Origin of the sequence: Pseudomonas sp. MG-9 (genome assembly GCF_018729515.1) — a bacterium.
Classification (GTDB): Bacteria; Pseudomonadota; Gammaproteobacteria; order Pseudomonadales; family Pseudomonadaceae; genus Aquipseudomonas; species Aquipseudomonas serboccidentalis.
The window spans coordinates 223,324-239,302 of sequence record NZ_JAHHZH010000004.1; the positions used below are offsets into that span (position 1 = coordinate 223,324).

At 60.6% G+C, this 15,979-nt stretch carries 17 protein-coding genes; 7 read left to right on the plus strand and 10 right to left on the minus strand.

Annotated elements, in window-relative coordinates:
- The first annotated feature begins 49 nt into the window (after positions 1-49).
- From hisA to KKQ10_RS11970, 3 genes are all read left to right on the plus strand, one after another.
- Complete coding sequence (gene hisA / locus KKQ10_RS11960; RefSeq protein WP_127648571.1) at positions 50-787, plus strand: 1-(5-phosphoribosyl)-5-[(5-phosphoribosylamino)methylideneamino]imidazole-4-carboxamide isomerase; 738 nt, start codon at positions 50-52, stop codon at positions 785-787.
- Positions 788-796: 9 nt separating this feature from the next.
- The gene (gene hisF, locus KKQ10_RS11965) at positions 797-1,567 is read left to right on the plus strand and encodes an imidazole glycerol phosphate synthase subunit HisF (protein WP_007897430.1); all 771 of its coding nucleotides are present in this window, start codon (positions 797-799) and stop codon (positions 1,565-1,567) included.
- A gap of 73 nt (positions 1,568-1,640) precedes the next feature.
- Positions 1,641-2,396: a substrate-binding periplasmic protein gene (locus tag KKQ10_RS11970; RefSeq protein WP_215501214.1), complete on the plus strand. Its 756-nt coding sequence runs from the start codon at positions 1,641-1,643 to the stop codon at positions 2,394-2,396.
- Between the two features lie 84 nt (positions 2,397-2,480).
- On the opposite strand, the gene KKQ10_RS11975 is transcribed toward KKQ10_RS11970, so the two are convergent.
- The 4 genes from KKQ10_RS11975 to gpmI all read right to left on the minus strand — a co-directional run bounded on the left by KKQ10_RS11975 (position 2,481) and on the right by gpmI (position 7,680).
- Positions 2,481-3,257 carry a divergent polysaccharide deacetylase family protein gene (locus KKQ10_RS11975; protein ID WP_215501215.1) on the minus strand — a complete coding sequence of 259 codons (777 nt, stop codon included), beginning with the start codon at positions 3,255-3,257 and terminating at the stop codon, positions 2,481-2,483.
- Between the two features lie 2 nt (positions 3,258-3,259).
- Positions 3,260-4,579, minus strand: a complete 1,320-nt coding sequence (locus KKQ10_RS11980) for a S41 family peptidase (RefSeq protein WP_127648574.1) — start codon at positions 4,577-4,579, stop codon at positions 3,260-3,262.
- Between the two features lie 31 nt (positions 4,580-4,610).
- Positions 4,611-5,897: a murein hydrolase activator EnvC family protein gene (locus tag KKQ10_RS11985; protein ID WP_215501216.1), complete on the minus strand. Its 1,287-nt coding sequence runs from the start codon at positions 5,895-5,897 to the stop codon at positions 4,611-4,613.
- Between the two features lie 253 nt (positions 5,898-6,150).
- On the minus strand, positions 6,151-7,680 hold the full coding sequence (gene gpmI, locus KKQ10_RS11990; RefSeq protein ID WP_215501217.1) for a 2,3-bisphosphoglycerate-independent phosphoglycerate mutase: 1,530 nt from the start codon (positions 7,678-7,680) through the stop codon (positions 6,151-6,153).
- Between the two features lie 153 nt (positions 7,681-7,833).
- Here gpmI and KKQ10_RS11995 point away from each other — a divergent pair, with 153 nt between their 5' ends.
- The 3 genes from KKQ10_RS11995 to secB are packed head-to-tail and all read left to right on the plus strand — an operon-like array spanning position 7,834 to position 9,046.
- Positions 7,834-8,247 (plus strand): rhodanese-like domain-containing protein, encoded by a 414-nt coding sequence (locus tag KKQ10_RS11995; protein ID WP_025110926.1) that lies wholly within the window; start codon positions 7,834-7,836, stop codon positions 8,245-8,247.
- A 1-nt stretch (position 8,248) separates the two neighbouring features.
- Complete coding sequence (gene grxC, locus KKQ10_RS12000; RefSeq protein ID WP_127648577.1) at positions 8,249-8,503, plus strand: glutaredoxin 3; 255 nt, start codon at positions 8,249-8,251, stop codon at positions 8,501-8,503.
- 57 nt (positions 8,504-8,560) lie between these two features.
- Complete coding sequence (gene secB / locus KKQ10_RS12005) at positions 8,561-9,046, plus strand: protein-export chaperone SecB (protein ID WP_215501218.1); 486 nt, start codon at positions 8,561-8,563, stop codon at positions 9,044-9,046.
- A gap of 180 nt (positions 9,047-9,226) precedes the next feature.
- Here the strand turns inward: secB and KKQ10_RS12010 are convergent, their stop codons facing one another.
- Entirely contained in the window at positions 9,227-9,682 is a 456-nt protein-coding gene (locus KKQ10_RS12010) for a tRNA (cytidine(34)-2'-O)-methyltransferase (RefSeq protein ID WP_215501219.1), read from the minus strand.
- On the opposite strand from KKQ10_RS12010, the gene KKQ10_RS12015 reads away from it, so the two are divergent.
- Positions 9,681-10,121 (plus strand): hypothetical protein, encoded by a 441-nt coding sequence (locus KKQ10_RS12015; RefSeq protein WP_127648579.1) that lies wholly within the window; start codon positions 9,681-9,683, stop codon positions 10,119-10,121. The genes KKQ10_RS12010 and KKQ10_RS12015 overlap by 2 nt on opposite strands.
- 516 nt (positions 10,122-10,637) lie before the next feature.
- On the opposite strand, the gene ntrC is transcribed toward KKQ10_RS12015, so the two are convergent.
- From ntrC to KKQ10_RS12040, 5 genes are all read right to left on the minus strand, one after another.
- Complete coding sequence (ntrC, locus tag KKQ10_RS12020; protein ID WP_127648580.1) at positions 10,638-12,074, minus strand: nitrogen regulation protein NR(I); 1,437 nt, start codon at positions 12,072-12,074, stop codon at positions 10,638-10,640.
- The gene (glnL, locus tag KKQ10_RS12025; RefSeq protein WP_127648581.1) at positions 12,071-13,156 is read right to left on the minus strand and encodes a nitrogen regulation protein NR(II); all 1,086 of its coding nucleotides are present in this window, start codon (positions 13,154-13,156) and stop codon (positions 12,071-12,073) included. The genes ntrC and glnL overlap by 4 nt, the downstream gene beginning before the upstream one ends.
- A 230-nt stretch (positions 13,157-13,386) precedes the next feature.
- Positions 13,387-14,004, minus strand: coding sequence for a DUF4124 domain-containing protein (locus KKQ10_RS12030; RefSeq protein WP_215501220.1), 618 nt, complete (start codon positions 14,002-14,004; stop codon positions 13,387-13,389).
- A complete protein-coding gene (locus KKQ10_RS12035; protein ID WP_215501221.1) occupies positions 14,001-14,513 on the minus strand; it encodes a DUF4124 domain-containing protein in 513 nt (170 codons plus the stop codon). Before KKQ10_RS12035 ends, KKQ10_RS12030 begins: the two co-directional genes overlap by 4 nt.
- A 100-nt stretch (positions 14,514-14,613) precedes the next feature.
- On the minus strand, positions 14,614-15,957 hold the full coding sequence (locus KKQ10_RS12040) for a toxin-antitoxin system YwqK family antitoxin (protein ID WP_215501222.1): 1,344 nt from the start codon (positions 15,955-15,957) through the stop codon (positions 14,614-14,616).
- Positions 15,958-15,979 lie beyond the last annotated feature (22 nt).

A 15,979-nucleotide genomic window follows, 5' to 3' on the forward strand; every position in this document is an offset into this window, starting at 1 on the left:
GCTTGCAGCTTAAAGCTTGCAGCTTGCAGCTCTTTGACGAAGGAAAAGCATGCTAATTATTCCTGCTATCGATCTTAAAGACGGTGCCTGCGTACGTCTGCGCCAGGGCCGCATGGAAGATTCCACAGTGTTCTCCGATGACCCGGTGAGCATGGCTGCCAAGTGGGTGGAGGGCGGTTGCCGCCGTCTGCATCTAGTCGATCTGAACGGCGCGTTCGAAGGCCAGCCGGTCAACGGCGAAGTGGTCACCGCGATCGCCAAGCGCTACCCGAATCTGCCGATCCAGATCGGCGGTGGCATCCGTTCGCTGGAAACCATCGAGCACTACGTCAAAGCGGGCGTGAGCTACGTGATCATCGGCACCAAAGCGGTGAAAGAGCCAGCGTTCGTCGCTGAAGCCTGCCGCGCGTTCCCGGGCAAAGTGATCGTTGGTCTCGACGCCAAGGACGGTTTCGTCGCCACCGACGGCTGGGCTGAAATCAGCAAGGTTCAGGTCATTGATCTGGCCAAGCAGTTCGAAGCCGACGGCGTGTCCGCCATCGTTTACACCGACATCGCCAAAGACGGCATGATGCAGGGCTGCAACGTACCGTTCACCGCTGCGCTGGCTGCGGCGACGAAGATTCCGGTAATCGCTTCCGGCGGTATCCACAATCTGGGTGACATCAAGTCGCTGCTCGACGCCAAGGCCCCGGGCATCATCGGCGCAATCACCGGCCGGGCGATCTACGAAGGCACCCTCGACGTCGCCGAAGCGCAAGCTTTCTGCGACTCGTACAAAGGCTGAGGACTGACCATGGCGCTGGCCAAACGCATCATCCCTTGCCTGGACGTGGACAACGGCCGGGTCGTCAAAGGTGTGAAGTTCGAGAACATTCGCGATGCCGGTGACCCGGTAGAAATCGCCCGTCGCTATGACGAACAGGGTGCCGACGAGATTACCTTCCTCGACATCACGGCCAGCGTCGATGGCCGCGACACCACGCTGCATACCGTCGAGCGCATGGCCAGCCAGGTGTTCATCCCGCTGACTGTGGGCGGTGGCGTGCGCACCGTGCAGGACATTCGCAACCTGCTCAATGCCGGTGCGGACAAGGTCTCGATCAACACCGCCGCGGTGTTCAACCCTGAGTTTGTCGGCGAAGCTGCGCAGCATTTCGGCTCGCAGTGCATCGTCGTCGCCATCGACGCGAAGAAGGTTTCCGGCCCGGGTGAAACCCCGCGCTGGGAAATCTTCACCCATGGCGGGCGCAAGCCGACCGGTCTCGACGCAGTCGAGTGGGCGAAGAAGATGGAAGGCCTGGGTGCCGGCGAGATCCTGCTGACCAGCATGGATCAGGACGGCATGAAAAACGGCTTCGACCTCGGCGTAACCCGCGCCATCAGCGATGCGCTGGGCATTCCGGTGATCGCCTCCGGCGGCGTCGGCAACCTGCAGCACCTGGCTGACGGCATCCTCGAAGGCCACGCCAGCGCAGTGCTCGCCGCGAGTATTTTCCACTTCGGCGAATACACCGTGCAGGAGGCCAAGGCCTATATGGCGCATCGCGGGATTGTCATGCGCTAAACCGTACAGGCCAGTGGACAGCATGGCGTACCCAAGGCACTCTTGGGCACGCCATGGATTCCGGTAGCCCGACATGATCAAACGCCTGCTTCTTGTTATCGCCAGTGCTTCTGTGTTGTTGCTCAACACTGCTCGGGCCGAAAACAGTCCCGACACCGATCTGGTGCTTCTCACCGAAAACTTCCCGCCCTACAACATGGCGAAAGATGGCAAGAACTTCGCCAAGGGCGAGAACATCGATGGCATCGCCACCGATATCGTGCGCGAAATGTTCAAGCGTGCCGGCCTTACCTACAGCCTGACGTTGCGCTTCCCATGGGAGCGGGTCTACAAACTGGCGCTGGAGAATCCCGGTTACGGTGCCTTCGTGATGGCGCGCCTGCCGGATCGCGAAAACCTGTTCAAATGGGTCGGCCCGATCGGCCCGGACGACTGGATCATGTTGGCCAGGGCTGACAGCAAGATCACCCTCGAAACCCTCAACGATGCGCGAAAATACAAGATCGGTGCCTACAAGGGCGACGCGATTGCCGAGACGCTGACCAAGCAAGGCTTGAAGCCCCTGGTGGTGCTGCGCGATCAGGACAACGCGAAAAAACTGGTCAACGGTCAGATCGATCTGTGGGCCACCGGTGACCCGGCCGGGCGCTATCTGGCAAAACAGGACGGCGTGACCGGGCTCAAAACCGTGCTGCGCTTCAACAGCGCCGAGCTGTACCTGGCGCTGAACAAGGATGTGCCGGACGAAACGGTGAAGAAGCTGCAGGCGGCGCTGGATCAGATGCGCAAGGACGGTGTGGTGGACGAGATCATGGGGCGGTATCTCTAGCGCCTGTCTGAAGATCGCAGCCTTCGGCAGCTCCTACAGGAGGATGCATGGCAAATGTAGGGGCTGCCGAAGGCTGCGATCTTTTTAGCGGTACACGCCATCCTTGCCGTGAGCAGCCGTCGCGCGATTGCTGCGCACGCTGATCATCTGTTTGATGTCGATCCATTCGATCCCCTGGGACTTGAGCTTGGGTAATTCCCGCTCCAGCACCGCCAGCGTCTGCGGGTACGGATGGCCGATCATCACTGCCGAGCCCTGTTTGCGTGCCAGGCTGATCGCCGTCTGCAACTGGGTGAAGATGGCGGCCTCGGTTCGCTCGTCATCGAGGAACACATCCCGCGAGACGCTCGCCAGATCGATCTTCTGAGCCTGTTGCGCAGCCACGGTTTGCGCGCTGGTGCGGCTGTCGACGAAGAACTTGTGACGACGCTGCAACTCACCCATCAGCCATGCCATCGCTACGGGTTGTGCGGTCATGCGGCTGCCCATGTGGTTATTGATGCCGGCGGTATACGGGACCATTTTGAAGGCGGCGTCGAGGCGTTTTTCCAGTTCTTCGAGCGGCAGCTCGGGATGCCAGGCGTAGGGGCCGGTGGCCGGGTCCATGGGCATGTGCAGGATCACGATCTTGCCGGCGCGATGGGCTTCGCGGGCGAACTCGGTGGCATGCGGGGTGTCGGGCATGATCGCCGTGGTCACCGGGCCGGGCAGGGCCAGCACGCGGCGATCCCGGGGCAGGTTTTGCCCCAGGTCGTCGATGATCAGCGTCAGGTAGGCTTTTTGTGCTGTGACTCTGGCGGGCTCTGCGTGAGCAGCACCCGCCAGACAGCACAGCAGGACGACGAGGAAACGCAAAGACATCCTCAACGGCCGGAGGTGATGCTCAGGCCTTTGAGCAGGCTCAGGGCCTGGGCCAACTGGTAATCGTCATCCTGCGGCATGGCTTTGGCCTTGGCGCTGGAACCGGTCGGCTTGTCCGCGCCGCCATTGCCGTTGCCCAGGTGACCTTGCAGGTCGGCTTCCTTGAAGTAGTCGCCGTCCGCTTCGTTGGTGATCTTGGCCTTGCGCACTTCGATGTCCGGGACGATGCCCTGGGCCTGGATCGAGCGGCCATTCGGCGTGAAGTACAGCGCCGTGGTGATCTTCAGCGCACGGTCGTTGTTCAGCGGCAGCACGGTCTGCACCGAGCCTTTACCGAAACTGGTGGTGCCCATGACCACGGCGCGCTTCTGATCCTGCAGGGCACCGGCGACGATTTCCGAGGCCGAGGCGCTGCCACCGTTGATCAGCACCACCATCGGCACCGCTTCGCTTTCGTCTTTGCCGGTGGCGGAGAAGCGCAGCTCGGAGTTGGCGATCCGGCCTTTGGTGTAGACGATCAGGCCTTTCTTGATGAAGTGGTCGACCACTTCCACTGCGGCCTGCAACACGCCGCCCGGGTTGTTGCGCAGGTCGAGGATGATGCCGTTGAGCTTCTTGCCGTTGTCCTTGCGCAGCTTGGCCAGGGCCTTGGAGACCTCTTCGCCGGTCTTGACCTGGAACTGGGTGATGCGGATGTAGCCGTAGCCCGATTCCAGCAGCTGTGCCTTGACGCTCTTCACTTGAATCACGGCGCGGGCCAGGGTCACGTCAAACGGCGTGCCGCCGTCACGGACCAGGGTCAGGGTGATTTTCTGGCCGATCTTGCCGCGCATCTTGTCCACGGCTTCGGTCATGGTCTGGCCGCGAGTCGGCTGACCGTTGATCTTGACGATGAAATCACCGGCCTGGATGCCGGCCTTCGATGCCGGGGTGTCGTCGATCGGCGAGACGACTTTGATGAAGCCGTCTTCGGAACCGACTTCGATGCCCAGGCCGCCGAATTCGCCGCTGGTGCTTTCCTGCAACTCGGTGAAGTCTTCAGGGCCCAGGTACGCGGAGTGTGGATCGAGGTTGCTGAGCATGCCCTTGATCGCGTTTTCCAGCAGGGTCTTGTCGTCCACCGGCTCGACATAGGCGGCCTTGATCCGATCCATTACCTCGGCAAAGGTGCGCAACTCTTCCAGCGGCAACGGTGCCTTGGCGGTCGCGGCAGTGCCTGCCGGAGCGACGGCCGGGGCCGGTTGAGCAGCGAACGCCAGAGGCGCGCCGATCACCAGGGCGATCGTCAGGGCCAGCGAGGTAAGGCGGGACAAATGCAGCATGTCGAACGAACTCCTGAATTAGGCGACGCGCTTATCCTTGCGCGTGACACCATTGCGCCGGATCACTCGGGTGACCCTGCTGACGAATTGCGAAATACAGCGCTGGCGTGTCCTGACCACCACTGTTACCCACAGTGGAGATCGACTCACCGGCTTTTACCACGTCACCGGCCGACTTGAGCAGCGTCTGGTTGTGACCGTAAAGACTCAGATAACCATTGCCGTGATCGAGGATCACCAGCAGTCCGGCACCGCGCAACCAGTCGGCGAACACCACGCGTCCGCCGTGCACGGCATGCACCTGGCTGCCGGCGGCGGCGCTGATCATCACGCCATCCCACTTGGTGCGCGCATCGTCGCCACGGCTTTCGCCGAAACGTGCCAGCAATCGACCATCAACCGGCCACGGAAGTTTTCCCCGGGTTGCAGCAAAAGGGCCACCGAAGGTCTCGCCGCTGCTGGAAACCAGCGCGCCTGGCGTTGATCTGACGGGTTTTCGTGGGGCGTCGCTGTTATCAGCCTGCGCCTCACGCAAACGCTTTTTTTCCGCTTCCTGCTGGGCGATCAGCGCTTTCTGCCGCGCTTCTTCTGCCTCACGGGCCTGGCGGGCCAGGGTTTCTTCAATGGTTTTAAGGACTTTAGACAGGTCTGCCTGATCCTGCTCGCGGGCGGCCAGCTTCTGGTCGCGGGCTTTCACGTCATCGTTGAGCTTGGCGAGGACTTGCTGGCGTTCCTTGCGTACTTTTTCCAGTTCGTCGCGCTGGGTGTCGAGGCTGCTTTTCTGGACCAGCAATTGCGCTTGCTGCATGGCGATGTCTTTTTCGACATTGGCCAGTTGGCGCAGGGTTTCGTTGAAGTTCTTCAACTGTTCCAGGCGGGCCTGGCTCAGGTAATCGTAATAGGTGAGGGTGCGGGCGAATTTCTCGGGATTCTGCTGGTTGAGCAGCAGCTTGAGATATTCCTGACGGCCGTTCTGATAGGCCGCGCGGGCCTGCATGGCGATCAGTCGCTGTTGTTCAGTGCGCGCGCTCTGGAGTTTTTTTTTCTCCGCATCAAGCCGCTGCAGCTCGGATTCGCTTTTCTTCAGCTCTTTTTGCAGGGCATCGACCTGCTTCTCGAGCTTGCCCATCTCGGTTTCGGTGCCCTTGAGCTCTTTCTGCACGCCGGATTTTTCTTCCTGCAGCTTGCCCAGCAGCTTTTTCAGCTCGGCAATGTCCTGACGCGTGGCATCCAACTGCTGTTGGGTTTGCGCGCGCTCGTCAGCGAAGGCCGGTTGGAGCAGGCAGGTCAGAGCGAGGGCGATCAGGACGCGGAGCATAGAGGCGGGCGGCACCAGGGTAATGGACGGCCTAGTATGCCCGCCCGACGCTGCAAAAAAAACGCCCAATTGGGCTTGTGTGATAACTGGCTGGAGATACAGCTGAAAATAATCTTTGAAACCTCCACAAACCAATGTAGGAGTGAGCCTGCTCGCGATGGCGTTCTCACATTCAACAGAGTAGTTGACTGTCAGATTGCTATCGCGAGCAGGCTCACTCCTACAGGGTTTTGCGGTGTTTTATTGATTCGGGTCAGACCAGAATCGACGTACCGGTCATTTCCGCCGGTTTCTCCAGGCCCAGCAGCATCAGCATGGTCGGTGCCACGTCCGCCAGTACGCCGCCCTCGCGGACCTTGAGGTCACGCTTGCCGACATAAATGAACGGTACCGGCTCGGTGGTGTGCGCGGTGTGCGCCTGGCCGGTGGACGCGTCGGACATCTGCTCGACGTTACCGTGATCGGCGGTGATCAGCGCTTCGCCGCCGACTTTTTCCAGTGCCTCGACGATGCGGCCGACGCAGGTGTCCAGGCATTCCACGGCTTTCACCGCAGCGTCAAACACGCCGCTGTGGCCGACCATATCGCCGTTGGCATAGTTGACCACGATCACGTCGTAGCGCTGGTGTTCGATCGCATCGACGATGCGGTCGGTGACTTCCGGTGCGCTCATTTCCGGTTGCAGGTCGTAGGTGGCGACTTTCGGCGACGGGATCAGGATGCGCTCTTCGCCCGGGAACGGTTCTTCACGGCCACCGGAGAAGAAGAAGGTCACGTGCGCGTATTTTTCGGTTTCAGCGATACGCAGCTGGGTCTTGCCGTTCTTCGCCAGATAGTCGCCGAGCACGTTTTCCAGGCTGCCGGCGGCGAAGGCCGATGGCGCAGGGATGCTGGCGGCGTATTGGGTCAGCATGACGAAGCCGGCCAGTTTCGGCTGACGCACGCGCTCGAACTCCTTGAAATCGTCTTCGACGAACACGCGGGTCAGCTCGCGGGCACGGTCGGCGCGGAAGTTCATGAACACCACGGCATCGCCGTCCTCAACCTTGACCGGCTCGCCGATGGTGGTGGCTTTGACGAATTCGTCGCTCTCGCCACGGGCATAGGCGGCATCGAGGCCTGCCTGGGCGGTGGCCGCGTTGAATTCGGCGTTGCCGTCGACAATCAGGTTGTAGGCCTGGGATACGCGGTCCCAACGGTTGTCACGGTCCATCGCGTAGTAGCGACCGACGATGCTGGCGATGCGACCCTTGCCCAGCGCCTGGAAGGTCGCGTCGAGCAGTTCGATCGACGAAGTGGCGCTTTTCGGCGGGGTGTCGCGGCCGTCGAGGAAGGCGTGCAGGTAGATTTTTTCGGCGCCACGCTTGAAGGCCAGTTCGGCCATGGCGATCAGGTGATCCTGGTGGCTGTGCACGCCGCCATCGGACAGCAGGCCCATGAAATGCACGGCCTTGCCGGCAGCCACGGCTTTATCCACGGCGGCGCAGATGGTCGGGTTTTCGAAGAACTCGCCGTCGCGGATCGCTTTGGTCACACGGGTGAAGTCCTGATACACCACGCGACCGGCGCCGAGGTTCATGTGGCCGACTTCGGAGTTGCCCATTTGACCGTCCGGCAGGCCGACGTCCATGCCGCTGCCCGAGATCAAACCGTTCGGCACGCTGGCCCACAGGCGATCAAGTACCGGCTTCTTCGCCGCATACACGGCATTGGATTCGTGGCTGTCACTGTGACCGAAGCCGTCGAGAATCATCAGGACCAAAGGTTTAGGCGTGGTAGTCATGGAATCCACTCGTGGCTAATAAAGAAGAGGGCGATGGAAAAGGGAGTAGGAGTTTAAAGCGAAGTTCCTGCGGCGTCACCGCCGGACGGGGTTTGGCCCACCATAGCGGCTGTGTATACTGGCCGACATTTTAACGCCCTGGAACCTCCTTCGATGGTTGCTCACCTGATTGAATTTGCCACTAACCACTACATTCTTGTCGGTATCTTCGTCGTACTGCTGGCTCTGTTGCTTGCCCACACCATGCAGGGCGGCGGTAAAAGCCTGAGCACCGGCGAGCTGACCGCACTGGTCAACAAAGAAGCAGGCGTGGTGGTGGACATCCGTCCGACGAAGGATTTCGCTGCCGGCCACATCGTTGGCGCGGTGAACATTCCCCAGGACAAACTGGCTGCGCGCATCGGCGAGCTGGAAAAACACAAGGCCAAGACCATCATTCTGGTCGACGCCCTGGGCCAGACCGCCGGTACCCACGCCCGCGAACTGATGAAATCCGGCTTCACCGCCGCCAAGCTGTCCGGCGGGATCTCCAGCTGGAAAGGCGACAACCTGCCGCTGGTGAAGTGATATGAGCGAAGTCATCGTCTACTCCAGCGATTACTGCCCTTATTGCATGCGAGCCAAGCAATTGCTCGCGAACAAAGGTGTGGCCTTCAAAGAGATCAAGGTCGATGGCAAGCCGCAGGTGCGCGCCGAAATGACCCAGAAAGCCGGACGCACGTCCGTGCCGCAGATCTGGATCGGTGAAAAGCACATCGGCGGTTGTGATGATTTGTATGCCCTGGAGCGCGCCGGCAAGCTCGACGCGCTGCTCAAGGCCTGAACGGCTGCACCCACGTACAGCACTCCCTAAAAGACCCAAGATCGATAAGGATCTGAGATGACTGACCAACAGAACACTGCAGCCAGCGAAGAAGAAACCGCACCGCAATTCTCCTTGCAGCGCATCTACGTACGCGACCTGTCCTTCGAAGCTCCGAAAAGCCCGGCGATCTTCCGCCAGCAGTGGGATCCGACCGTCGGTCTGGATCTGAACACCCGTCAGAAAGAACTGGAAAACGATTTCTACGAAGTCGTGCTGACCCTGTCCGTCACCGTGAAAAACGGCGACGAAGTGGCCTTCATCGCTGAAGTGCAACAGGCCGGTATCTTCCTGATCAAGAACCTGGACGCGGCTTCGATGAGCCACACCCTGGGTGCGTTCTGCCCGAACATCCTGTTCCCGTACGCTCGCGAAACCCTGGACAGCCTGGTGACCCGTGGTTCGTTCCCGGCCCTGATGCTGGCTCCGGTGAACTTCGACGCCCTGTACGCGCAAGAGCTGCAGCGCATGCAGGAAAGCGGCGAGACGCCAACCGTTCAATAAAAGCTTCGTTTGCCCCATGAAAAAAGCGCCTTCAAACGGCGCTTTTTTCATGGGGTAAACGAAACCTTCGTGTAGGAGCTGCCGAAGGCTGCGATCTTTTGATCTTGATCCCCGAAAAACAAGATCAAAAGATCGCAGCCTTCGGCAGCTCCTACAGAGGGTTGTAGGTCCGCTGCGGTGTTACTTGAAGTCGTTCTGCCGCCACGCTTCGTACACGGCCACCGCCACGGTGTTGGACAGGTTCAGGCTGCGGCAGCCTTCACGCATCGGCAGGCGCAGGCGCTGTTCGGCGGGCAGGGCGTCCAGCACCTCTGGCGGCAGGCCACGGCTTTCCGGGCCGAAGATGAACGCATCGCCAGGGACGAACGCGGCGTCGTGAAACGGCCGCGAGCCCTTGGTGGTAAAGGCGAACAACCGTGGGTTGCCCAGGCTTTCAAGGCAGCTGGCGAGGTCGGTATGGCGCTGCAGCGTGGCATATTCGTGGTAGTCGAGGCCGGCCCGGCGCAAGCGCTTGTCGTCCATCTCGAAACCCAGCGGTTCGATCAAATGCAGGTGGCAGCCGCTGTTGGCGCACAGCCTGATAACGTTGCCGGTATTCGGCGGAATTTCTGGTTGAAAAAGGATGACGTGAAACATGCACGGCTCCGAAGGTAAAGATGACGCGCATTCTACGCCGCAAGCCGACCCGCGTTCGAAACTATTCCCGCGGGTGATCGGTTCGCTGGCGATTTTCGGCCTGATGGTCGGTTTGATGATCGGTCGCCTGACCACGCCAGATCCGAGCGTGCTGCAGCAGGTCGACGTGACGGATGACGGCCTGGTGGTCTGGTTCAACAACGAGCCCAAACTGCACGGCGAGATCATCGACGGCACCGTGGCCCTGCTGTTTCAGGCTGAAGGTAATGCGCAGAAGGGTCAGCTCAGGCTCAACGGCAAGGACGTGAATTGGCGGACGCGAGTGAGTGATGGTGGTTTGTTGTTGACGGTGCTGGCGGCGCGGCCGCTGCAGGGGGACTGGGCCGGCAGTCAGGTCGATGACCGCTGGCGGCTGGAGATCCATCTCCGGGAGCAATAAAAGCGGGAATCCCTGACCTGCCTGTATCAGGGTTCCCAAAACGGGGTGGACTTCGCTGAGAGCGTCGGTCCGGTGTAAAGAGGGAACCCCCGGCCTGCCTGTACCAAGGATCCCAAAAGGGTGGGCGCATCGCGTTGCGGTGTGCGTCCGGTGTAAAGAGGGGAATCCCCGGCCTGCCTGTACCAAGGTCCCCGAAACGGGTGGTGAATCGAATCACCTGTGAGGGTTATTGCAGGGGGCGTGCCAGTTTTAGTATTTGGAAACAGAAAAATCTCTCAGAAACGCGAAAGCCCCGTCATTCGGGGCTTTCGCGTTTCTGTGGCTTGGGTTTTTCAGTTTTTGCTGGATGTTTTTTGAACAGGTTGCGATGCCCGATCACGGGTCATCGTGCATTGATGCGGTGCACGCAGGCCTAAAAGCATCGCGAGCGGGCTCACTCTTACCGTTGAAATGCGTTCCCCTGTAGGAGTGAGCCTGCTCGCGAATGGATGTAACGGGCAGCGATGAGCTCAGGGCTTAACCCTCATCCCCCTCATCATCATCCCCGCCATCCACTTTCATCCCCAATTCCTTGATCTTGCGCGTCAGGGTATTGCGACCCCAACCGAGCAATACCGCCGCATCACGACGGCGACCGGCCGTGTGCTTCAGCGCGGTCTCGATCATGATCCGCTCAAATGCCGGCACTGCGCTGTCGAGCAAGCTCGACTGGCCACGGGCCAAGGCCTGATCGGCCCACTGGCGCAGTGCCTGTTCCCAGTTGGTCACCGGTGCCGAATCCTGCGGCAAGCTCAGCAATTCCGGCGGCAGGTCGCTGATGTGCACCTCGCGCCCGGACGCCATCACGGTGATCCAGCGGCAAGTGTTTTCCAGCTGCCGTACGTTGCCCGGCCATGGCAGGTTCTTCAGGTATTCCTCGGTCTCGGTTTTCAGCAGCTTCGGCTCCACTGCCAGTTCTTGCGCGGCGCGGCTGAGGAAGTGCTTGGCCAGGGTCGGAATGTCTTCGCGACGATCCGACAGGCGTGGAATGTGGATGCGGATCACGTTGAGGCGGTGGAACAAGTCCTCACGGAATTTCCCGGCGTGCACCAGGGTTTCCAGATTCTGGTGCGTCGCGGCGATGATCCGTACGTCGACTTTGACCGGCACGTGCCCGCCAACGCGATAGAACTCGCCGTCAGCCAGCACCCGCAGCAAGCGGGTCTGGGTGTCGGCCGGCATGTCGCCGATTTCATCGAGGAACAGCGTGCCGCCGTCAGCCTGTTCGAAACGTCCGCGCCGCAGGTTTGCCGCGCCGGTAAACGCGCCTTTCTCGTGACCGAACAGCTCGGACTCCATCAGATCCTTCGGGATCGCCGCCATGTTCAGCGCGATGAACGGCGAGGCCGCCCGCGGGCTGTGGCGGTGCAGGGCGTGGGCCACCAGCTCTTTACCGGTGCCGGATTCGCCGTTGATCAGCACAGTGATGTTGGAGTGGCTCAAGCGGCCGATGGCGCGAAACACTTCCTGCATCGCCGGCGCTTCGCCGATGATTTCCGGGGTGCGGGTCAGTGCCGGCACCACTTCCAGGCCTTGCTGTTCCTGCGCATGCTGATTGGCGCGCTTGACCAGCGATACCGCCTCATCCACGTCGAACGGCTTGGGCAGGTATTCGAAGGCGCCGCCCTGATACGAGGCCACTGCGCTGTCCAGGTCGGAGTGAGCGGTCATGATGATCACTGGCAACCGTGGGTGCTGTTCGCGAATCCGCGCCAGCAGGTCCAGACCACTGGCGCCCGGCATGCGGATGTCGGAAATGATCACATCAGGCTGCTGACGGGCCAGACGACTCATCACGCCATCGGCGCTGTCGAAGCTCTGGGTGGTCATGCCTTCTTGCTGCAAGGCCTTTTCCAGAACCCAACGGATAGAACGGTCGTCATCGACGATCCACACGGTTTCACTACGGCTCATGTCGATGTGGCTCCTTGTTCCAGTGGCAGAAAGATCGAGAACGTGGTGTGGCCGGGGTGGCTGTCACACTCGATCAGGCCCTGGTGCTGGCTGATGATGTTCTGGGTGATGGACAGGCCCAGCCCGGTACCGTCCGGGCGGCCGCTGACCATGGGAAAGAAGATGGTTTCCTGGAGTTCCGCCGGGATCCCGGGGCCGTTGTCGATAATCTCGATCTTGGTCACCAGGCGATGGCGGACGTGCCCAATGGTGAACTGGCGCATGGTCCGGGAGCGCAGGCTGATGCGGCCCAGGCGCAGCTCGTTCTGGCTGCTGATCGCCTGCATCGCGTTGCGTACGATGTTCAGTACGGCCTGAATCATTTGTTCGCGGTCGATCAACACGTCGGGAATGCTCGGGTCGTAATCGCGCACCAAGGTGATGCAGCCCTGACTTTCCGCTTCGACCAGCTGGCAGACGCGTTCGAGCACTTCGTGGACGTTGCACAGGGCCAGCGACGGCAGCTTGTTCGAGCCGAGCATGCGGTCGACCAGATTGCGCAGGCGGTCGGCCTCTTCAATGATCACGTTGGTGTAGTCGCGCAGGTTGTCTTCCGGCAGTTCGCGGGCCAGCAACTGCGCGGCGCCACGGATGCCACCCAGCGGATTCTTGATCTCGTGGGCGAGGCCGCGCACCAGCATCTTGCTGGTTTCCTGCTTGGACAATTGCGCCTCTTCCTTGGTGATCCGCAGCAGGCGATCACGCGGGTGTACCTCCAGCAGAAGCATGGTCTCGCCGTTGCTGAGGATCGGCGTCACCGCGTAGTCCACGGTCAGGGTCTGGCCGGTGAGGGCGGTGAGCATCGCTTCGCGCTTGGTGAACGGGTGTGCCTGTTCCACCGCCTGACGCAGCGAGTTGAGCGCCTCGGTGGATTCGGTGAACAGCTCGCTGATGAACTGTCCATGACTGCGCTGACCGCTGATGGCCAGCAGCATTTCCGCCGCCGGGTTCATGTACTCAAGGCGCAGTTCGGCGTCGAGCAGAATGGTGGCGGTGGTCAGGTTGTCGAGCAGCAAACGGTGGATTGCGTCGCTTATGGTCATCTGGACCCCTTTTGGAGCAAGGCGTGCGCGAGAACTAAGCGCTGATGCGAGGAAAATGCAAAAACCAAACCAAGGCTCCGAAAAGAAGCGCTCAACCCCTGAAACAGGCGTTTGACGCTCGTTTGCGTGGCGTCCTGCCGGGGCTGGCGGGTACTTTCGAACCAAAATGGGTTGGAATGTGGGTACGGTGCAGCTTGTTGCACCAATATAGTGCGCAAAGCTGGGCGGCGTTAGAAGAAACGCAGGAAGGGATTTTTCGGCTCGGGCGGTTTGTCCTTCAGCGGGCATTCCGGGCGCACGCCGTAGTCCTCGCCGACGCAGGGTTTGACCTGGCGTTTCTGCGCAAGCGAGATGCGCAGCATGTGGAACGGCTGGTTGGCAGTACGTTCGACGGTGCGGCCTTGCTCATCGAGGATTTCCACCGACAGGTTGTGGCTGCCCCGGTCGATGTTGCTTAACGCAAATACCGGGCTCAAGCCCGGTTCGCCTGTGGCCTGGCCGTCCAGCAGCAGGCGATAGCGATGACCGTGTTGCAGGCCCGGTTCGCTGGTGACGCTGACGATCAATTCACCGGCGCTACTGCGGATGGTCGCGTCCGGCTCGGGAATCAGAATGCGCAGCATGTCGTAGTGGAACAGCGGTTGCTCCAGGGATTTTTTTGCAGTGCTGATCGGCACGGCGGCCGTGGGGTTGGCCGACATGCGATTGCTGGTCGCGATGGGTACGCGCTTGGCGTTGCCACGCGGCTGGTCGGTGTAGACGCGATTGCCCTGCGCATCGACATAGGTGAAGACCTCCGCCGAAACGGGCAGGGCCAGCAGGCACAGAATCAGCCAGACGCCTCTCATGGCTTGTGCACCCGCTGCACCGTAAGCACCACGACCGGGCTCTGCTGGATGATTGCCTGACCATCAATCACCTGCACCGCCAGGCGATGCTCACCACGATCGATATTCACCAGTTGCAGGATCGGCACGTTGCTCGGCTGGCCGTACGGCTCGTCGTCCAGGACCAGCCTTAATTGGTGCGGCGCCTGCAGACGCGGTGTGATCAGCACATTGACGGTGAACGTGCCGTTGTTGGCGCGCAGGGCTTCTTCGCTGGGCAGGCCAGTCAGTTCCAGCACTTCATAAGCGTTGCGTGCCGCTGGGCGTTTGTCCGTGCTGGAAGGCGCCGGTGCGCTCGGTGCCTGGGGCTCGACGCTGTTGAGCGGCGGCAACTCCACTGGCTGCGCCTGTACGCCGTCCGGCGAATGATCGCTGTAGACCGTGTTGCCGTTGGTGTCGGTGTACTTGTAGATCTGCGCGGCGGCGGGCAGGGCGATCACCAGCAGGAGGAATAGAAGACCACGACCCATGGACTCGACCGATCAACAATGAGATTGGCTTGCAGCATAGGCCAGGGACGGCGGTAAGCCCAACCGGGACAACATCCGCTCACACAAACCGCCCGGATCTTTATCGTGAAACGCCCGCCTCAAGTACGCTTTCGCGGGCGCCAGACAGGACACCAGCCTCGTAATGCTCGATGTAAGTCAAAGCGCCATTGGCGTCGGTATCGCGCAGCTCGCCGTCTTTTTTGCCGGCGACGAAGTTCACGGTCTGGGTGTGGCCGTTGTCGGCCTTGAGTGTCCATGGGCCACTTTGCAGGTTGTCGGTGTAGTTGCCGGTACCTGCTTTGGTTGTCCACAGGCCTTGGCGCTTGTCGTCGACATAACTGCCGCGCTCGGTGGTGCCGGCGGTGGTCAGTTCGCTCGGGCCATTGAGTTGTCCGTGGGCATAGGTCTGGAACCCGCTGGCAACCCACTCCATGTCGTCGTAGTTGTGAAGTTGCCAGCGGCCCTCACGCAAATCATTGTGGTACTCGCCGTCCAGCGTTTGCCCGTCCTGATAAATGGACCACTGCCCCTCCCGTTTACCCTCGGCAAAATGACCGGACTCCGAATATTTCTCGTCTTTGGAAATAGACCACGGACCGGTACGCACACCCTGCTTGTAGGCGCCTTGGGCTGAGATGGATCCGGAATCATAAGACACCGATTGGCCATCTTCACCGCCGGTGAATTTCATCGGGTCGGATTCCCAGGCGATACGTCTGACCCGATAGTTGTACAGCGTGCGGTTGCCCTCGACGAGGGTTTTGTCGAGCCAGCGCCAGAAGGTGACGGTCAGAAAGCGTCCGTCTTTTTCCTGATAGGTCTTCTTGAAAAAGTACGGTTCGTCGTCCGGTGTCGGGTCGGGGAGTGGGTCGTAGTACTGGCTGTAATAGCTAACCAGCGTTCCTTGGCTGAGATCGAGCTGGTCGAACTCCGGCACGCCGGACGCTTCGTAGAAGAAACGATAGTTGAGCGGGGTGATACGGCTAAGGGCTTTCTTGACGGTCAGCGCATCCAGGCGTTTCTGGCCTTCGGTGATACGATCCAGCGCCGGCTGCAGGAGCGTGACGCGGCTGTAGAGCTGATCATTGGCGTCGTATTTGTAGGCGTAGACCTTGTAGCGATCGTTTTGTCGGAATAGCACGAAGCGCGTCGGATCCTCGCTGTCGAGTGACTTGAGAAATACCGAATCGATGGTCGCCTGACCGAAGTCATCCAGCAGCTGCGGGTTTGCCTCAGGCGTGTCGCAGACGCAGTAGTAACCTTTGACGCCGCCAGCTTCTTTGATAAATGCCAGAGTGGCCGAGCTTTCCTGCAATCCCTGGATCAGCGGATGAGCCAGTGGTTTGTTTTCATAAAACTCAGCTGCGTTCACAGCCTGACAGGCGAGGCCGGTCATCAGGGGCAGAGCCCATAACCACTTCATGCGAATCCCTTCGTCAAGGCGC